The sequence below is a fragment of the Limnohabitans sp. DM1 genome (genome assembly GCF_001269385.1).
Taxonomy (GTDB): Bacteria; Pseudomonadota; Gammaproteobacteria; order Burkholderiales; family Burkholderiaceae_C; genus Limnohabitans_A.
This window is the reverse complement of the sequence record NZ_CXOO01000026.1, coordinates 121,891-139,557: the sequence shown is the minus strand read 5'-3', so window position 1 is coordinate 139,557 and position 17,667 is coordinate 121,891. Positions and strand designations below refer to the sequence as shown.

General features: G+C 60.6%; 18 protein-coding genes. 13 read left to right on the top strand and 5 right to left on the bottom strand.

Annotated features, from left to right (window positions below):
* Nucleotides 1-139: 139 nt before the first annotated feature.
* Complete coding sequence (ettA, locus tag AMM33_RS10525; RefSeq protein WP_090141090.1) at nt 140-1,801, top strand: energy-dependent translational throttle protein EttA; 1,662 nt, start codon at nt 140-142, stop codon at nt 1,799-1,801.
* 320 nt (nt 1,802-2,121) lie between these two features.
* Here ettA and AMM33_RS10520 read toward each other — a convergent pair whose 3' ends face one another.
* Nucleotides 2,122-2,400: a hypothetical protein gene (locus AMM33_RS10520; RefSeq protein WP_090141088.1), complete on the bottom strand. Its 279-nt coding sequence runs from the start codon at nt 2,398-2,400 to the stop codon at nt 2,122-2,124.
* Nucleotides 2,401-2,485: 85 nt separating this feature from the next.
* Between AMM33_RS10520 and AMM33_RS10515 the strand changes: the two genes are divergently transcribed.
* Nucleotides 2,486-3,205 carry a pseudouridine synthase gene (locus tag AMM33_RS10515; protein WP_090141319.1) on the top strand — a complete coding sequence of 240 codons (720 nt, stop codon included), beginning with the start codon at nt 2,486-2,488 and terminating at the stop codon, nt 3,203-3,205.
* Between the two features lie 172 nt (nt 3,206-3,377).
* On the opposite strand, the gene AMM33_RS10510 is transcribed toward AMM33_RS10515, so the two are convergent.
* On the bottom strand, nt 3,378-4,190 hold the full coding sequence (locus AMM33_RS10510) for an alpha/beta fold hydrolase (protein ID WP_090141087.1): 813 nt from the start codon (nt 4,188-4,190) through the stop codon (nt 3,378-3,380).
* Nucleotides 4,191-4,311: 121 nt separating this feature from the next.
* Here AMM33_RS10510 and AMM33_RS10505 point away from each other — a divergent pair, with 121 nt between their 5' ends.
* The 11 genes from AMM33_RS10505 to ntrC all read left to right on the top strand — a co-directional run bounded on the left by AMM33_RS10505 (nt 4,312) and on the right by ntrC (nt 14,672).
* A complete protein-coding gene (locus tag AMM33_RS10505; protein ID WP_090141317.1) occupies nt 4,312-5,235 on the top strand; it encodes a YncE family protein in 924 nt (307 codons plus the stop codon).
* Nucleotides 5,219-6,046 (top strand): polysaccharide deacetylase family protein, encoded by an 828-nt coding sequence (locus tag AMM33_RS10500; protein ID WP_090141085.1) that lies wholly within the window; start codon nt 5,219-5,221, stop codon nt 6,044-6,046. Before AMM33_RS10505 ends, AMM33_RS10500 begins: the two co-directional genes overlap by 17 nt.
* Nucleotides 6,047-6,049: 3 nt before the next feature.
* A complete protein-coding gene (locus AMM33_RS10495; protein ID WP_090141083.1) occupies nt 6,050-7,012 on the top strand; it encodes a sterol desaturase family protein in 963 nt (320 codons plus the stop codon).
* Between the two features lie 55 nt (nt 7,013-7,067).
* The gene (locus AMM33_RS10490; protein WP_090141082.1) at nt 7,068-7,298 is read left to right on the top strand and encodes a ribbon-helix-helix domain-containing protein; all 231 of its coding nucleotides are present in this window, start codon (nt 7,068-7,070) and stop codon (nt 7,296-7,298) included.
* 9 nt (nt 7,299-7,307) lie between these two features.
* A complete protein-coding gene (locus tag AMM33_RS10485; protein WP_090141080.1) occupies nt 7,308-7,715 on the top strand; it encodes a type II toxin-antitoxin system VapC family toxin in 408 nt (135 codons plus the stop codon).
* Nucleotides 7,716-7,866: 151 nt separating this feature from the next.
* Nucleotides 7,867-8,805, top strand: coding sequence for an EI24 domain-containing protein (locus AMM33_RS10480; RefSeq protein ID WP_090141079.1), 939 nt, complete (start codon nt 7,867-7,869; stop codon nt 8,803-8,805).
* A 51-nt stretch (nt 8,806-8,856) separates the two neighbouring features.
* The gene (locus AMM33_RS10475; RefSeq protein ID WP_090141077.1) at nt 8,857-9,684 is read left to right on the top strand and encodes a competence/damage-inducible protein A; all 828 of its coding nucleotides are present in this window, start codon (nt 8,857-8,859) and stop codon (nt 9,682-9,684) included.
* A gap of 286 nt (nt 9,685-9,970) precedes the next feature.
* Nucleotides 9,971-11,386, top strand: coding sequence for a type I glutamate--ammonia ligase (gene glnA / locus AMM33_RS10470; RefSeq protein ID WP_090141075.1), 1,416 nt, complete (start codon nt 9,971-9,973; stop codon nt 11,384-11,386).
* A gap of 113 nt (nt 11,387-11,499) precedes the next feature.
* Nucleotides 11,500-12,024 carry a hypothetical protein gene (locus tag AMM33_RS10465; protein ID WP_194945379.1) on the top strand — a complete coding sequence of 175 codons (525 nt, stop codon included), beginning with the start codon at nt 11,500-11,502 and terminating at the stop codon, nt 12,022-12,024.
* A 14-nt stretch (nt 12,025-12,038) separates the two neighbouring features.
* On the top strand, nt 12,039-13,103 hold the full coding sequence (gene glnL / locus AMM33_RS10460; protein WP_090141071.1) for a nitrogen regulation protein NR(II): 1,065 nt from the start codon (nt 12,039-12,041) through the stop codon (nt 13,101-13,103).
* Nucleotides 13,104-13,136: 33 nt separating this feature from the next.
* On the top strand, nt 13,137-14,672 hold the full coding sequence (ntrC, locus tag AMM33_RS10455; protein WP_090141315.1) for a nitrogen regulation protein NR(I): 1,536 nt from the start codon (nt 13,137-13,139) through the stop codon (nt 14,670-14,672).
* Nucleotides 14,673-14,730: 58 nt separating this feature from the next.
* Here the strand turns inward: ntrC and AMM33_RS10450 are convergent, their stop codons facing one another.
* The 3 genes from AMM33_RS10450 to AMM33_RS10440 are packed head-to-tail and all read right to left on the bottom strand — an operon-like array spanning nt 14,731 to nt 17,569.
* The gene (locus AMM33_RS10450; RefSeq protein WP_090141070.1) at nt 14,731-15,024 is read right to left on the bottom strand and encodes a 2Fe-2S iron-sulfur cluster-binding protein; all 294 of its coding nucleotides are present in this window, start codon (nt 15,022-15,024) and stop codon (nt 14,731-14,733) included.
* A gap of 2 nt (nt 15,025-15,026) precedes the next feature.
* On the bottom strand, nt 15,027-16,397 hold the full coding sequence (locus tag AMM33_RS10445; protein WP_194945378.1) for a L,D-transpeptidase family protein: 1,371 nt from the start codon (nt 16,395-16,397) through the stop codon (nt 15,027-15,029).
* Entirely contained in the window at nt 16,394-17,569 is a 1,176-nt protein-coding gene (locus tag AMM33_RS10440) for a nuclear transport factor 2 family protein (protein WP_194945377.1), read from the bottom strand. The genes AMM33_RS10445 and AMM33_RS10440 overlap by 4 nt, the downstream gene beginning before the upstream one ends.
* Nucleotides 17,570-17,667: the final 98 nt, after the last annotated feature.

Here is a 17,667-nt window from a genome sequence, read left to right as displayed (position 1 = left end):
TGGCGATACCTGCAACCGTGTCTGTCTGGGATAATGCCGGGTTGCACAGACACCACACGCCCCCATCTACCGGCTTGAGGTCTTGAGCTGGCACCCACGGGGTGTTCAGTCTCTGCCAATTTTTATTCAGGGTTTTCAAATGGCTCAATACGTTTTTTCCATGAACCGGGTCGGCAAGATCGTGCCGCCCAAGCGTCAGATCCTCAAAGACATTTCGCTGTCCTTTTTCCCCGGCGCCAAGATCGGCGTGCTGGGCACCAACGGCTCGGGCAAGTCCACTTTGCTCAAGATCATGGCCGGCATCGACAAAGAGATCGAAGGCGAAGCCATCCCCATGTCGGGCCTGAAGATCGGGTATTTGCCGCAAGAGCCCCAGCTTGACCCCACCGAAACCGTGCGCCAGTCGGTCGAAAACGGCATGGGCGAGATCAAGGCCGCGCAAGCCCGCCTCGAAGAGGTGTATGCCGCCTACGCCGAAGAAGACGCCGACTTTGACGCGCTGGCCGCTGAGCAGGCCAAGCTCGAAGCGATCATTGCCACCGCAGGCGACGCCTCTGACCACCAACTCGAAATCGCCGCCGACGCGCTGCGCCTGCCCCCATGGGACGCCGTGATCGGCAACCTGTCGGGCGGTGAAAAGCGCCGTGTGGCGCTGTGCCGCTTGCTGCTGTCGCGCCCCGACATGCTGCTGCTCGACGAACCGACCAACCACTTGGACGCCGAATCGGTGGACTGGCTGGAGCAGTTCCTGTCGCGTTTCTCGGGCACCGTGGTGGCCATCACCCACGACCGCTACTTCCTGGACAACGCCGCCGAGTGGATTTTGGAACTCGACCGTGGCCACGGCATCCCCTACAAGGGCAACTACTCCACCTGGCTGGAACAAAAAGAAGCCCGCCTGGAGCAGGAGCAGCGCACCGAAGACGCCCGCACCAAGGCCATGAAAAAGGAACTGGAGTGGGCCCGCGCCAACCCCAAGGGCCGTCAAGCCAAGAGCAAGGCCCGTCTGGCCCGCTTTGAAGAACTGAGCGACTACGAATACCAGCAGCGCAACGAAACCCAGGAAATTTTCATTCCTGTGGCCGAGCGTCTGGGCAACGAAGTGTTCGAGTTCACGAACGTCAGCAAGTCCTTTGGCGACCGCATGCTGATCGACAACCTGAGCTTCAAGGTGCCAGCGGGCGCCATCGTTGGCATCATCGGCCCCAACGGCGCCGGTAAGTCGACCCTGTTCAAGCTGATCTCGGGCCGGGAGCAGCCTGACAGCGGTGAAGTCAAGATCGGCCAGACCGTGAAAATGGCTTTTGTGGACCAGAACCGCGACGACCTGGACAACAACAAGACCGTGTGGGAAGACGTCTCGGGCGGTCTGGACATCATCAACGTGGGCAAGTTCCAGATGGCCAGCCGTGCGTATTGCGGCCGTTTCAACTTCAACGGTGGCGACCAGCAAAAGAAGGTCGGCATGTTGTCGGGTGGTGAGCGCGGCCGTTTGCACTTGGCCAAGACCCTGATCGAAGGCGGCAACGTGTTGCTGCTGGACGAACCCTCCAACGACCTGGACGTGGAAACCTTGCGTGCCCTGGAAGACGCGCTGCTGGAATTCGCAGGCTCGGTCATGGTCATCAGCCACGACCGCTGGTTCCTGGACCGCATTGCGACGCACATTTTGGCCGCCGAAGGCGACAGCCAGTGGGTGTTCTTTGACGGCAACTACCAGGAATACGAAGCCGACAAGAAAAAGCGTCTGGGCGAAGAGGGCGCCAAACCCAAGCGCGTGCGCTTCAAGGCATTGAAGTAATTCAGCCGCATTGCACAACACAACGGGCCCTTTGGGGCCCGTTGTCGTTGGTGGGGCACCTGATGGATGAGGGGGGTCATGACGTCAGCAATTGGCATGCCCTGATGTGCCTTGTGGGAGCCAGCCCTGCTGGCGATAGAACGCTTGTGGTCCACAAGCCATCGCTTGCAGGGCAAGCTCCGACAAAAACCGGCCAAATTCGCCTCACCTTGCCGCTCAAAAGCGACAAAGACCATGGGCATCTCCGAGTTTTGTAGGTCGGCGACTTCAGCCACGACATGTATTGTTGGTGCTTCATGTCGGGGTCTTCGACCGCCGACCTACGAATTGGCCAGCCGACTCCGCGCCTTGTTGGCCCATAGGTGCAGGCTGTCGAACAAGTCTTTTTGGCTGAACGAGCAGCTTTCTTCGCTGAACAGGGCGCTGGCTTCGATGCGGTCGAGCAAGTTGGCCAGCACATCCCCAAACTTGTCCGGCAAAGGCAGGCTGGTCGCGTCGCTGCGCCACTGGCGGATCATGTCGATTTGAGGCAAAGCGCCTTGTTGGCAGGCTGCCAGCGTGTCGGTCATGCGGGTCAGGGTGTCCAGGGCGGCGTTCATGGGCAAGGGTCTCCGGCAAGGTGGGGTGTTTGGGGCGAATTCGCGGCGACAATCATGCCCCATGAAAGCCAAATCCCTCAAACCCATGCGCCTCGAAGACATCTTGTTCAGCCAGGGCTTTGGCACCCGCCGGGTGTGTGCAGGTCTCGTGCAGCAAGGCTATGTGCAAGTCAACGGCGAAACCGTAACCGATGCGGGCGAATTTTTTGAACCTGAAGATCTCCAGTTCAATGTGCAAGGCACCGACTGGCCCTTCAAAGAGCAAGCCTATGTGCTGCTGAACAAACCGGCGGGCACCGAGTGTTCGCAAAAACCCTCAACCTGGCCAAGCATCTACACCTTGCTGCCACCCCCCTTGCGCCAGCGCCCGCAAAAGGCCGCTGTCCAGGGTGTGCAAGCTGTGGGCAGGCTGGACCAGGACACCACGGGTTTGCTGCTGCTGACCGATGACGGCAAGTTCATCCACAAAATGAGCTCGCCCAAGCACCATGTGCCCAAGGTCTATGAGGTCACCACCAAGCACCCGATCACGCCCGAGATGGTGAACAAGCTTTTGTCGGGCGTGGTCCTGGACGATGACCCCAAGCCGGTCAAAGCCGCTGCCTGCGAGGCTGTGGGCGAGCTGCACCTGAAGCTGACCCTGACCGAGGGCAAATACCACCAGGTCAAACGCATGCTGGCAGCAGTGGGCAACCGGGTTGAGGGCCTGCACCGTTCGCAAATCGGCGGTCTGGTGCTGAACGATCTGGCGCCCGGTCAGTGGCGCTGGTTGACAGAGGAAGACCTGGCCTTGCTCAAGGCCTGAGCTTTACCTTCCGGTCCGACAAGGCCCCGTAGGTCGCAGCTGCAGCCGCGAGGAGCGAAGTGATGTGGCGGTTCGCGGTGATCCAGATGCGGTGATTGTCCAAGCACTGGATTGCCACGCTTTGCTCGCAATGACGGGAAAAAGGACGAATGCCGGGTCCACAGCCGCCGACCTACAGATCCCCCACAAACGCTTGCACGGCTTGCGCGACGGCTTCGGCTTGGTCGCGGTGGGGCGAGTGGCCGCAGTCGGGCAGCTTGAGCAGCTGCGCATGCGGCACGGCCCGTGCGATGTCGTCGATCTGGGCCATGGTGCCGTAGGGGTCGGCTTCGCCTTGAATCGCCAGCAAGGGCGCGGTGATGCCCGGCAGTTCAGTGCGGATGTCAAACGTGCGGAAGGCATCGCTGAGCCAGACATCGTTCCACTGCCAGAAGGCGCAGTCCACATCGGCATGGAAGGGCATAAGGCGCTGGCGCAGGCGGCCGTGTTCAAAGTCCTCACGCGCGGCGGTGATGGCCTGTACCGAGATGTCTTCGACCATGACATGCGGCGCCATGACGATGCAGCCTGCCACCGGGTGGCGGCTGGCGTGGATCAGTGCGATGGTGCCGCCGTCCGAATGGCCCAAGAGCACGGGCCGTTGGATGCCCAGCGCCTGCAGCAGCGCGGGCAGCACCACCAGTGCTTCGTGGTGCATGTAGTCGGGCAGCAGTCGTCCGTGGCGCTGGCCATGGACCTGCCGCGATGCGCCACGCACATCGGGCGTGGCCTGCGACTGGCCATAGCCTTGGCGGGAATACACCAGCCCGGCACAGCCCAGACGCGCGCACAGTTGTTGCGGCCAGTCGCGCCACAAGGCGACGCTGCCCAGCCCTTCGTGCAAAAAAACCAGGGTGGGCGCATCGGTGGGGGTGGGGGCGGACAGGCTTTGCACTTCTAGGTCAAGGCCCAAAACGGTCATTTTTGTGGTGCTTTTGATCTGCATCTGCTTTCCTCAAGTCGGCCCGATTACACTTGAATGTGATTTTGAAAGCGTTTTTGTGATTTCTTTGTCCCGTACGATCCGATTTTTGGGTTTTTTCGCCCTGTTTTTCCAGTTTCACGCCATGGCGTCGGCCAGTCCGGCTCCGGTTTTTGTACTCAATTCGCTGGACGGTAACGTCAGCGTGATCGATCCCCAGACCTGGACGGAGAAAAAGCGCATTCCCACCGGCAAAGAGCCGCACCACCTGTACCTCACGCCCGATGAAAAGTCGGTGATTGTGGCCAACGCCTTGGGCGACTCGCTGACCTTCATTGACCCGCGCACGGCACAAATCCAGCGTGTGATGACGGGCATTTTGGACCCCTATCACCTGCGCTTTTCGCCCGACATGAAGTGGTTTGTAACGGCGGCCAACCGCCTGAACCATGTCGACATCTACCGCTGGGACGGCCACAAACTCACCCTGGCCAAGCGTCTCAAGACCGGCAAAACCCCCAGTCACTTGTGGATCGACAGCAAAAGCACCACCGTCTGGGCTTCCATTCAAGACGACAATGAGCTGATCTCGATTGATCTGGCCACGCAAACGCTCAAGTCCCGCATCGCCACGGGCACCATGCCCGCCGACGTGTTTGGCACCCCGGACGACAAAACCCTGCTCGTGGGCATCACCGGCGGCACCGGGGTGGAGGTGTATGACATCACAGGCACCCAGCCTCGCTTGATCAAGATGCTGCCCACCGGCAAAGGCGCGCACGCCTTTCGGGCGCTGGGCGACAAACGCCATGTGTTTGTGAGCAATCGCGTGGCCAACACCATCAGCCAGATCGACTACGCCACTTTGCAGGTGGTGGCCGAATTGCCGGCGCCTTCAGGTCCGGACTGCATGGAGGTCTCGGCCGATGGTCGATTCATTTTGGTGGCGTCGCGTTGGGCCAAAAAATTGACGGTGGTTGACATCGCTGCCCGCAAAGTGGTGCGCCAAGTGCCCGTGGGTAAATCGCCCCACGGGGTGTGGACGCTGGACCATGCGCCCAGGAACTGACAAAGCCATTCGCGCCTTGCTCGCAGGCCTGGCCAGCGCCGCGCCCGCGTTGGCCTGGGCGGCGGCCTGCACCCAACCTGTTTACCTCACCTTTGACACCGGCCACATGGCCGTGGCACCCCTGATTGCCCAAGTGCTGCAGCGCCAGCAAGTGCAGGTCACGTTTTTTGCCGCCCACGAAAAAACCCATGAAGGGGACGGCAGCTTGGGCCAGCACTGGGCGCCCTGGTGGCGAGCCCGCGCCGCCGAAGGCCATGCCTTTGCCTCGCACACCTGGGACCACGCTTATTGGCGGGCCGATCTGGGCGCTGACAGCTTTCGCATTCGCCCCTCGGCGGGCGCGCAGGCTGGCCAGAACCTGGTGTGGTCGGCCAAGGAATACTGCGACAACCTGCGTCAAGCGGCCAGTCGTTTGCAAGTGCTGACTGGGCAGGCGCCCTTGCCCCTGTTCAGGGCACCTGGCGGCAAAACTTCGCCGCGCTTGCTGGCGGCTGCCAAACAGTGCGGTTTTGTGCATGTGGGCTGGGCTGATGCGGGCTTTTTGGGGGACGAATTGCCCAGCGACGTCTATCCGAATGCGCAATTGCTGAAAAAAGCCCTCAACAACATCCGGGCAGGCGACGTCTTGATGGCCCACCTGGGCATTTGGTCGCGCCAAGACCCTTGGGCACCTGCCGTGCTGGAGCCACTGATCGTGGGCCTGAAGGCGCGCGGTCTGTGCTTTGCCACCCTGCGAGAACACCCACAGTACCGTGACTGGATTCTTCAACAGCCCCTGAAACTCTCGGGGCAGACCGACGCGCAAAGGTGAGGCATGGACGCGCTGATTGACATTTTTTCTGATTTGCAACAACTGTTTTTTGAAGATGTGTTGCAACCCCTGACGCTGGCCCTAGGGCAAGACAACTTGCTGGAAAAAGCCTACGAAGGCAGTGGCTGGGTGGTGGTCGGCGTGCTGCAAATCCTGGTCATGGTCACCGTGTTGGGCCCCATGCAGCGCCTGTGGCCCGCCGAGTCCGTGCAGGACAAACACGCCGTGCGGGTAGACATGCTCTACACCCTGATCCACCGCCTGGGTTTGTTCAAACTGGCGATGTTTTTCAGCCTCGAAGCGTTGTTCGAGCAAGGCCTGGGCATGCTGCGCGTCATGGGTCTGCCCACCTGGCACCTGGACCAGTTGTGGCCTGGCGTGAGCGACGGCGCCGTGTTCAGCTTTTTGGTGTATCTGGTGGTGTTTGATTTTGTGCATTACTGGATTCACCGGGCACAACACCAGTCGAACACCTGGTGGGCGCTGCACTCAATGCACCACGCGCAGCGGCAGATGACCATGTGGAGCGACAACCGCAACCACCTGCTGGACGACATCGCGACCAGTCTGATTTTGTCGGCCGTGGCCGTGCTCATCGGGGTGGGGCCGGGGCAGTTTGTGGCCCTGGTGGCCATTGGCCAACTGAGCGAAAACTTCCAGCACGCCAATGTGCGCATCTGGTTTGGCCGCATCGGCGAGCGCCTGTGGGTTAGCCCGCGCTTTCACCGCAGACACCACAGCATCGGCATCGGTCATGAGTCTGACGTGCAGGGGCGAACCGTTCTGGGAGGCTGCAACTTCGGCGTGCTGCTGCCCTGGTGGGACATGCTCTTTGGTACCGCCGACTTCCAGCTGCGCTACGACCCCACGGGCGTGCGCGACCAGGTGGAGAAGGGCCGCGACTACGGACGGGGCTTTTGGGCGCAGCAGTGGCAGGGGGTGCTGCGTTTGGTGGGCAGGGCTTGAAGTATTCTCATGAGCACATATACTTGCACGTATACTTGTATTCAGGAGCAAGACCATGTCACAAATCACGCTCTACCTCGATGACGCCACCCAGGCTTTGGTGGATGAAGCGGCCAAGGCCAGCGGTGTGTCCAAAAGCCGTTGGGTGGCTGACATCATTCGAACCTATGCCTCCCACGACTGGCCGCACGATTGCCTGACATTGGCCGGGCGCTTTGCAGATTTCCCCATGCGCGAAGACACGGCCACGCCGCAGCCCGCTGACGTGCCGCGCCTGGGTTTTTGAGCGGCCGGTATGTTCGTCCTCGACAGCAACACCATCAGTTATTACTTCCGGGGTGACCCGCAAGTCGTGCCGCGCTTGCAAGCCCTGCGCCCTGCGGATTTAGGGGTTCCGGCCATCGTGGAATACGAGCTGCGCTTCGGCCTGCTGCGGCTGCCGCAAGAGGCGGCGGCGCCCCGGTTGGCCGCATTGGCGCAATTGCTCAGGCCCATGCAAATGCTGCCATTCGATGCCGAATGTGCCGCGCATGCCGCCCGCATCCGCACCACGCTGGAGGCCGCAGGCACCCCCATTGGCCCACACGACACCCTGATCGCCGCCACTGCACTGCGCCATCAAGCCATGCTGATCACACGCAACGTGCGCGAGTTTGCGCGTGTGCCGGGTTTGCAGTGCTTGAACTGGCATGCAGATGCGTGAGCATTGGTCATAACGCTTGCGCGTCTGATCGGGCGGTATCGGCGGCCAAACAACATCGGGGTCTTCGACCACCGACCTACGAATACACGGTCCCCGTAGGTCTGAACTCGAAGAGACTGACATTCTTGGCTGAACTGTTAAGCTTTCGCGCATGAAACTGTTGATGGATTCTTTTTGGCGTGCTGCCTTGTATTGCCTGTATCCCAAGGCGATTGGCTTGTCCGTGTTGCCCTTGGTGCTGATCGTGGCGGCGTCCGGGGGGCTGGGCTGGCTGTATTGGGATGTGGCTGTCACCTTTGTTCGCGGGTGGTTGGATGCCTCCAGCTGGTTGGACGTGGTCTGGCGCTGGCTCGAGGGTGTGGGTTTGCCCGACCTCAAAACCGTGGTGGCGCCCTTGTTGGTGATCTTTTCTTTCACGCCGTTGGTGGTGGTGGCGTCTTTGCTGGCGGTGTCGTTTTTCATGACCCCGGCGCTCACCCGCATGGTGGCTGACAGGCGCTTTGCGGGTTTGCAGCGCAAGCACGGAGGCAGTTTGCTGATGAGTTTGTGGTGGACCTTTTTCTCTCTGGTGCTGGCCTTGGGTGCATTGGTGATCACTTTGCCCATGTGGCTGGTGCCGCCGCTGGCCTTGGTGCTGCCCGCTTTCATATGGGGCTGGCTCACTTACCGCGTCATGGCGTTTGACGTGCTGGCCGAATTTGCCAGTGCCGACGAACGCCACGCCCTCATGGCCCGTCACCGCATGAGCTTTTTGGCCATGGGCGTGGTCACCGGTCTCATGGGCGCAGCGCCCAGCCTGGTATGGGCCTCGGGAGCCTTGTTTGCGGCGGCTTTTGTGATCTTGGTGCCTGTGGCCATCTGGATCTACACCTTGGTGTTTGCTTTTTCCTCGCTGTGGTTTGCTCACTTTGCACTGGCTGCTTTGCAAGCCTTGCGCGATGAACCTCGACCAGGCGCGGTGGACGATGTATTGGCCGCGGCGCCTTCTTCGAGCAACGCCGCATCGCCCCACGCAGCCGCTCGGCTGGGCGCAGACGATCAGGCCAAACTGGACAACATCACCGATGTGCTGCCGCGCTCCAGTCCCTGAGTCATTGCCAAACGCATCACCTTTTTGATCCAGAATTTTTCACGACATTCCATGACCTTGAAGACGACCCCCATCTTTGGCCTGATCATCATTGGCGACGAAATCATGTCTGGCAAACGCCAGGACAAGCACATGCCCAAAGTCATTGAGCTGCTGTCTGAGCGCGGGCTGAGTCTGTCCTGGGCCGACTACGTGGGCGATTCGCCAGAGCGCATCACGGCAACGTTGCAACGGGCGTTTGCTTCGGCGGATGTGGTGTTTTCATGTGGCGGCATTGGCGCGACGCCCGACGACCACACCCGCCAGTGTGCAGCGCGCGCTCTGGGTGTGCCGCTGGCCTTGCACCCGCAGGCCAAGCTGCTGATTCAAGAGCGCATGCAGGACGTGGCCAAAGAGCAGGGCCTTCCCTATGAGCCTGATCGCGACGACAACGTGCAAAGGCTCAACATGGGCGTGTTTCCCGAAGGGGCTGGCATCATTGCCAACCCCTACAACAAGATTCCGGGCTTCACCTGTCAGGGGCCGGGCGGTGGTGCGGTGCATTTTGTGCCGGGCTTTCCGGTGATGGCCTGGCCCATGGTGGCGTCGGTACTGGATGCGCGTTATGCCGCGCATTTCCATCAAAACGCCTGGCTTGAAAAGTCGGTCATCGTGCTCGGTTCGATGGAGGCGACACTCACGCCCTTGATGGAGTCGGTGGAAGCCGCTCACCCGGGGGTCAAGGTGTTCAGCCTGCCCAGTGTGGACCACCCGCAATGGGGGCGTCACATCGAACTGGGTGTCAAAGGTGCGCCCGAGCAGGCAGACAAAGCTTATCTGGATTTGCGACAAGGGCTGAAGGTGTTTGATGTGCAATACGGCCCCGAAATGGTGCGTTGAGTTGATTTGCACCGATTTTGTGCAAAAATGCACCAAAACAATGCGTTAGCGTCAGCCTGCTGCCACAGATGCCTGCAGGCCAGTGCGTGGTTTTTTGAGGGCTGACTAGCCGGGCCATTGGGCGCAGTCAAGGTGGAAGACTTTTTTCTGAGCAAGTGGCGAACCGGGCCGCGACGAAGGCACAATCACTGCGTATTCGGAATTTGCAGTATTTGGCTCTAGCTGGCACAAAAACTGCATTGCATGAAAGTACGTATTTCAACCCCTTTCCAACCAGGAGAATTTGATGGCCAAGACCGTCGCAGACGTGATGAAGATGGTGCAAGAACATGAAGTCAAATTTGTTGACTTCCGCTTCACCGATACCCGTGGTAAGTGGCAACACATCACTGCGCCCGTGTCGCAGTTTGACGAAAGCAAGTTCGAAGACGGTCAAGCCTTCGACGGCTCTTCCATTGCAGGCTGGAAAGGCATCGAAGCCTCCGACATGCTGTTGATCCCCGACGCCAACAGCGCCTTCATCGACCCCTTCTTCGAAGAAGTCACCCTGGTATTGATCTGTGACGTGATTGAGCCCACAGACGGCAAAGCTTACGAGCGTGACCCACGCTCGATCGCCAAGCGCGCCGAGACTTACCTCAAGCAAGCTGGCCTGGGCGACACCGCCTTCTTCGGCCCAGAACCCGAATTCTTCTTGTTTGACGACGTGCGCTGGAGCACCGAGCCCAACAACACTTTCTACGCCATCGACGAAGCCGAAGCCCCATGGAACAGCGGCACCAAGATGGACAACGGCAACAGCGGCCACCGTAACCGCGTCAAGGGCGGCTACTTCCCTGTGCCCCCAGTGGACAGCACCCACGACATGCGCAGCGAGATGTCGCTGATTCTGGAGTCCATCGGCATTCCCGTTGAAGTGCACCACCACGAAGTGGCGGGCGCCGGTCAGTGCGAAATCGGCACCCGCTTCTCGACCTTGGTCGAGCGCGCCGACTGGACATTGATGCAAAAGTACGTGATCCACAACGTGGCCAATGCCTACGGCAAAACCGCCACCTTCATGCCCAAGCCCTACGCTGGCGACAACGGCTCCGGCATGCACGTTCACCAGTCCGTCTGGAAAGATGGCAAGAACCTGTTTGCAGGCAATGGCTACGCGGGATTGTCTGAATTCGCCCTGTTCTACATCGGCGGCATCATCAAGCACGCGCGCGCCCTGAACGCGATCACCAACCCCGGCACCAACAGCTACAAGCGTTTGGTGCCTCACTACGAAGCACCCGTGAAATTGGCTTACTCCGCCAAGAACCGCTCGGCTTCGATCCGCATCCCTAACGTCGCATCCGACAAGGGCCGCCGCGTGGAAGCCCGCTTCCCCGATCCACTGTGCAACCCCTACCTGGGCTTCGCAGCCTTGTTGATGGCTGGCCTGGACGGCGTGGAAAACAAGATCCATCCCGGCGAAGCAGCCACCAAAGACCTGTACCACCTGCCTCCAGAAGAAGACAAGTTGGTGCCTACTGTGTGCTCCAGCTTGGACCAGGCTTTGGACGCACTGAACGCCGACCGCGCTTTCTTGACCAAGGGCGGCGTGTTCACCGACGCGTGGATCGACTCTTACATCGAATTGAAGATGCAGGAAGTCAACCGCAGCCGCGTGGAAGTGTCTCCGGTCGAGTACGACATGTACTACTCGCTGTAATCCTGCACATGCGGATTGCACAGCTCAGTGCAAAAAAGGACGGCTTCGGCCGTCCTTTTTTTTAGTCCGATCAGGCATGATCCTGAATGCCTGTTGATGAAAAGGTGCAAGCCATGAAACCTCCAACCTTGAATCGGTACGACGCCATGCGTGCGATGGCTGTTGCGGTGGGCGGCCTGTGCGTGGCGTGGAGCGTGCAGGCTCAGCAGAGCGTTTACCGCTGTGGTCAGGAATACACCAATGCGCCGCGTGACAAAAGCCGATGCCAGTTGCTGCAAGCACAAGCAGTGACCGTGATCGAGGGCACGCGCCCCAGCATGGGCGGCACGGGCTCTGCGCCCGCAGAAGGCCGCACCAAAATAGACCCCGCCAAAGCAGAGGTCACCACACAAAAGGACCGGGATGCTCAGGCCCGCACCATTGTGGTCACCGAACTGGAAAAAACGCAGCAACAGCATGCGCAAATGCTCCAAGAGTACAAACAGGGCGGCATGGTGCTGTGGTCATCCGAGTCGCGAGAACAAGCCAAACACCAAGAGCGCATGGCTGTGCTCAAAGCAGCCATTGAGCGAGCCGAGCGCGACATGGAAAGCCTGCAGCGCGAACTGGCCCGACGCCCCGCACCGACCCACCCTTGAGACTCTGAAGCTCCATGTCACAGATTGCCCACCGATTTCAGGCCTTTGATTTGCTGGCCACCCCCGTGGCTGTTCTGGACGGTCGAGGCAGCATCCGCTTTGCCAATGCTGCACTCGAAGATGCCATGGGCTTATCGCGCCGAGGCTTGCAGGGCACGCACATGCCCGACTACTTTTTGGACCCGCTGCCGCTGACGAATGCCCTGGTGGGCGCTCAATCCAACGAGTTTGCCGCCTTGCGCTACGAGGCCCAACTGCGCCGCCTGCATCACAACGACAGCTTGCCCGTACATGTGATCGTGGCCCCTTCTGACCAGCCCCACGAGGTGATCGTGGAGCTGTTGCCGGTGGAGCAGCAAACCCGCCAGGAACGTGAAGAGCGCCTGCTGGAGCAAGCGCAGGCCAACAAGGAACTGATTCGCAACCTGGCGCATGAAATCAAGAACCCGCTGGGTGGCATTCGCGGCTCGGCCCAGTTGCTGGAAATGGAGCTGGACAACAAGGAGCTGACCGAATACACGCAGGTGATCATTCATGAGGCCGACCGCCTGCAAACCCTGGTGGACCGCTTGCTGGCACCGCACCGCAGGCCGCATTTGGTGGGCGATGTGAATATCCACGAGGTGTGTGAGCGGGTGCGTGCCCTGATCCTGGCTGAGTTTCCCAAGGGGCTCAAAGTCACGCGCGATTACGACATCTCCATCCCCGAGTTTCGGGGTGACCGTGAGCAGCTGATTCAGACCGTGCTCAACATCACCCACAACGCGGCGCAAGCCCTGCAAGAACGCATGGCACAGGGCGATGCGCAGATCACGTTCAAGAGCCGAATCTTGAGACAAGTCACGTTTGGCAAACAGCGTTATCGCCTGGCATTGGAATTGCATGTGATGGACAACGGGCCTGGTGTTCCAGACTCGATCAAGGACCGCATTTTCTTCCCGTTGATCTCGGGGCGTGAGGGCGGTTCGGGCCTGGGGCTGACGTTGGCGCAAACCTTTGTTCAGCAGCACCACGGCATGATCGAATGTGACAGCGAGCCCGGCCGTACGGATTTCAAGATCATGATTCCCTTGCCTTAATGCACAAGAGTGCCCACAGAAAGTGCCACTTCGATGAAGCCGATCTGGATCGTAGACGATGACCAATCCATCCGCTTTGTGCTTGAAAAAGCACTCTTGCGCGAAGGCTTGCCCACCCGCAGTTTCACCAATCCGCGCGAGGTGCTCAAGGCGCTGGACTCGGAAGATGGCCGAGAGGGCCCGCAAGTGCTGGTCAGCGACATCCGCATGCCCGGCGGCTCGGGCCTGGATTTGCTGACAACCATCAAGGCGCGTTTACCCGCTTTGCCGGTCATCATCATGACCGCGTTTTCCGACCTGGACAGCGCCGTGTCGGCGTTTCAAAGCGGTGCGTTTGAATACCTGCCCAAACCGTTTGATCTGCCCAAAGCGGTGGAGCTGATCCGGCGCGCCGTGGGCGAGAGCCAACGCGAAGAAGTGAGCGAAAAAACCCAGGTCGACACCCCCGAAATGCTGGGCCAAGCCCCGGCCATGCAAGACGTGTTTCGCGGCATCGGCCGCCTGGCGCAAAGCCATGTGACGGTGCTGATCACCGGCGAATCGGGCTCGGGCAAGGAACTGGTGGCGCACGCCCTGCACAAGCACTCGCCGCGTGCCAACCAGCCCTTTGTGGCCATCAACACGGCGGCCATTCCCAAAGACTTGCTGGAGAGCGAACTTTTTGGCCATGAGCGTGGCGCCTTTACCGGGGCGCAAACCACCCGCCGGGGCCGTTTCGAGCAGGCCGATGGCGGCACCTTATTTCTGGACGAAATCGGGGACATGCCCTTTGACCTACAGACCCGCTTGCTGCGCGTTTTGTCGGACGGCAACTTCTACCGCGTGGGCGGGCACAGCGCCGTCAAGGCCAATGTGCGCGTGATCGCCGCCACCCACCAGAACCTGGAGCAGCGCGTCAAGGAAGGCGTGTTTCGCGAAGACTTGTTTCACCGCCTGAACGTGATCCGCCTGCGTCTGCCCGCGTTGCGCGAGCGCCGTGAAGACATTCCCATGCTGGCGCGCTACTTTTTGCAGCGCAGCGCCCAGCAGCTGGGGGTGGAGCCCAAGCGCATTTCCGACGCGGCCATTGAGCGGCTGAGCCATTTCCAGTTTCCGGGCAATGTGCGTCAGCTGGAAAACATCTGCCACTGGCTAACCGTCATGGCGCCTGCGCAAGTCATCGAGACCAAAGACCTGCCACCCGAAGTGCTGGATGTGCTAGCGCCTGCGGTGGCAGCGCCACAGAGCATGACGCCGCAAGCCGAGGCGCCCCTGGTCCCCATTGCGCAGCCAGTGCCCGATGCTGCCCCTTCGGCCTCTGCAGAAGCCAGTGCCGCCTGGGCGGCAGCGCCTGTGTCAGCCCCTTTGGCGTCTGGCACCTGGGAGCCCGGTCTGGAAGCTGAAGCCTTGCGCCTGCTGGCCACTGACCGCACCGATGTGTGGGATGTGCTGACGCGCCGTTTTGAAACCAGCCTGATCCAGGCCGCCTTGGCCACCACTCGGGGCCGACGCATCGAAGCCGCCCAGAAATTGGGCATCGGCCGCAACACCATCACCCGCAAAATTCAGGAGTTGGGCATCGAAGAGTAGGGGGCGATCAGGTCGGCACTCGCCGCGTCCCGCGTTTGCCGTGCGACACCGCCAAGGGTCAATCGGTGAAGGGGTCTTTGAGGACCACATCGCTGACCGGAAAGGCCACGCAAGGCAGGACGCATCCTTCGGCTTTTTCTTCGGCGGTCAGGCCCGGCCAGGCCATCTCGTAGCGCACTTGGCCGCTGATCAGGTGGCCGATGCAAGTGCGGCAGCTGCCCGAGCGGCAGGAGCTGGGCCACTGCAAGCCGCCTTGCTCCATCGAGTCGAGCAGGGACTGCTCACGCCAGGCGTCAAAACTGCCGCCATCGGGGTCGATGCGGGCGTTGAAAAACGGCAAGTCCTGGTGCATGGTCAGGTCGGTCCTTCAAAGATCACTTTCCAGGCCGCGCCTTCTTTTTGCCAGTAAGTGCGCAGGTATTGATGTGCCTGCGGATGCTTCTGGTTGGGGTCTTTCAGGGTTACCACCAGCGTGTCCTCGGCATCTTGCCAACGCAACACAGACACCAACTGCAGGGGTTTGCTTTTGTAATGCCCCAAGGACAACTTGGCCAATTTGGGCCACCAGTGGTCCAGATCCAGTTCTTCGCGCTGAAAGCGACTGCTGTAGTGCTGTTTCAATACTTCGGGGTCGAGGCCGTTGCGCGCTTGCAGCCACTGGTCGAGCGTGGGCTTGAAATCCGCATAAAGGCTGGATGTCCCACCGGCAGGAGCCCAATCGAGTTGGTCGGCAATGATGACGGGGGTCATGCGCAGGCCGGGCAAATCCAGCAGTTTTTCCATTTCCGGGTTGGCCAGCACCACGCAGCCATCGGTGGATTCGGGCGCCCGGGTGTATTGCGCGCTGGGCGTGCCGTGCAGCCAGATGCCCGAGCCAGTTTTGTTGCGCATGATGTCGATGGCGCTGGGGTAGTTCAGCGTCAAGGCACCCACGCCAAACAAGTCGGGCAAGGTGGCGCCGGGCAGGTTTTTCTGGATGAAGTACACGCCCAAGGGGGTCTTGCCATCGCCTTCCTTGAGCTTGCCCACCCCGTTGATGCCTACTGAAACATAGGTTTCCTTGAGCAGTTCGAGTTGGGGCTTGCCATCAGACCCGCTGCGGTTGGCAAACCAGTAGAGACGCGAGCGCGAAGCGTCCACGGCGGCCACATAGGCTTGCTGCGGGTCAATATAGGTCAGTGCAGCCGGAATTTGTCCGTGCAGGGTGTGCGCCTCGGGGTGGCTGAGTCGGCGTTTGGCTTCCAGCACCAATTCTTCGAGGCGTTTAAGGGCTGAAGGCCGAGTGTCTTCATCCATCTCGTCACCGTGAATCGGCTGTCGTGAGCTGATGTTGAGCAAGTCGGCATACAGCAGTTGCCCCAGCTGGAAGTTGGGAAACTGTGCAGTCAGGCTGGCTGCAGTGGCCAGGGCCTGGCTGCGCTCGCCCTGGCCCAGCTGGGCATAGATGCGTCTGACCAGGGTTTCCGGGTCGGTGCTGGTGGCGGTGGGCTGGTCTGGGCCGGGCTCAAATTCAATGCGCCAACGCATGGGGCCAGAGGTGGCCTGGGCGTTGGTCAAATCGATGGCGGCGTCAGGTTGGCCGTGGCCTGCCGTGGCCCACCACGCAGCCAGTGCCAGTAAGCCGACCAGCAAGCTCAGTGCCGCCCAGCGCAGCAACCTGGGCCAGCCCGAAGCGTGCGGCGCGTCGCGGTGGCGCCGCTTGGTCAATGCCCTGAGCCAGCTCAATTGACGGTCTCGCGCGCAATCAGCCAGCTCTCGCCGTGCTTGACCATTTCCAACGTTTTGCGGCTGTTGCCCTTGAAGTTGTCCGATTCGTAAATTTGCTGGAATTGGGCCGTTGCCTTGTTGCCGTTGACTTCAATCTTGAGGTGGTTGGCCACCACCGAAATGCTTTTCTTGGACACGATGCGCACTTGTCGATCACTTTCCCATTTGGCGCGTGACTGCCGATCGCCCCCCGCAAAGCTGCTGGTGTAGGCGGCAAAGTAGCGCGACATGTCTTTTTGGCTCCAGGCCTTGGCCCAGGCCTGGACGGCTGCGCGGACATCGGCCTCCTCTGTTTTGGCGGAGGGGCTGTTTTTGGCCGCAGCAGGCGCTGCCGCTGTGGCTTGGGGTGCGGTGGCTTGCTCTGCGGTGGCGGGTGCAGGCTGTTTGGCTTGTGCTGCCACAGCCGAGGGTGGCGCTGATGGCGAAGTTTTGGTCTGCGCGGGGGCCGTTGTGGATGCTGTGGGGCTGGGTTTTGCAGGCGTCACGCCCGTGGCCTGAGTGGCGACCGGGGCAGTTGCCACCACTGGGGCCACCCCAGGTGTCTGGGCGGGGGCTGAAGCGGGCAGGGTGGCGGGCGCTGCTGAAGTGCCAGTTGTCTGAGCAGCGGGCTTGGGCGATGGCGTCACCGTTGCAGGCAGGCTGCTGGCGGCGACTGCGCTGCGTTTGTCTGGCCCGATGCTGCCCAGCAAAGTCAGCTGCGGTGCATTGATTTTGGCTTTGGGTTCAACCTGCAAGGCCTTGGCATACGATTGTTTGGCCAGTTGGCTGTGCACATCAGACAGGTTGCGGTGCGCGGCGGCATAACTGGGGTGCGTTTGCAGCGCTTTTTCGAGGTAATTGCGAGACTCTTCCAGTCGGCCTTTAGCCGCAAACAGCACGCCCAGGTTGTTGTAAGCCTCGGACAGCTCGGGATGTGTTTCTGTGATTTTTTTGAACGTTTCGATGGCTTTGTCGGTTTGACCTTGTTGGGCCTGGATGACCCCTTCCATGAACTGGAACTGGACTTCTTTGGGGTTGGCTTGGCGCTCTTGTTGCACCAGCTTGAGCGCCTGGTCCAGTTGACCCGACTGAATGGCTTGCTTGATCGTGTCCTGGGCAGGGATCGCTGATTGCACCAGTTGTGCGCCCATCAGTCCCAAACTCAGTGCGGACCCGTGTGCCCAGCACTTTAAGGAGCGTGGGATGGTAGTCCGAAACTGCAAAAATTGATAAAGCAACATGACCAACC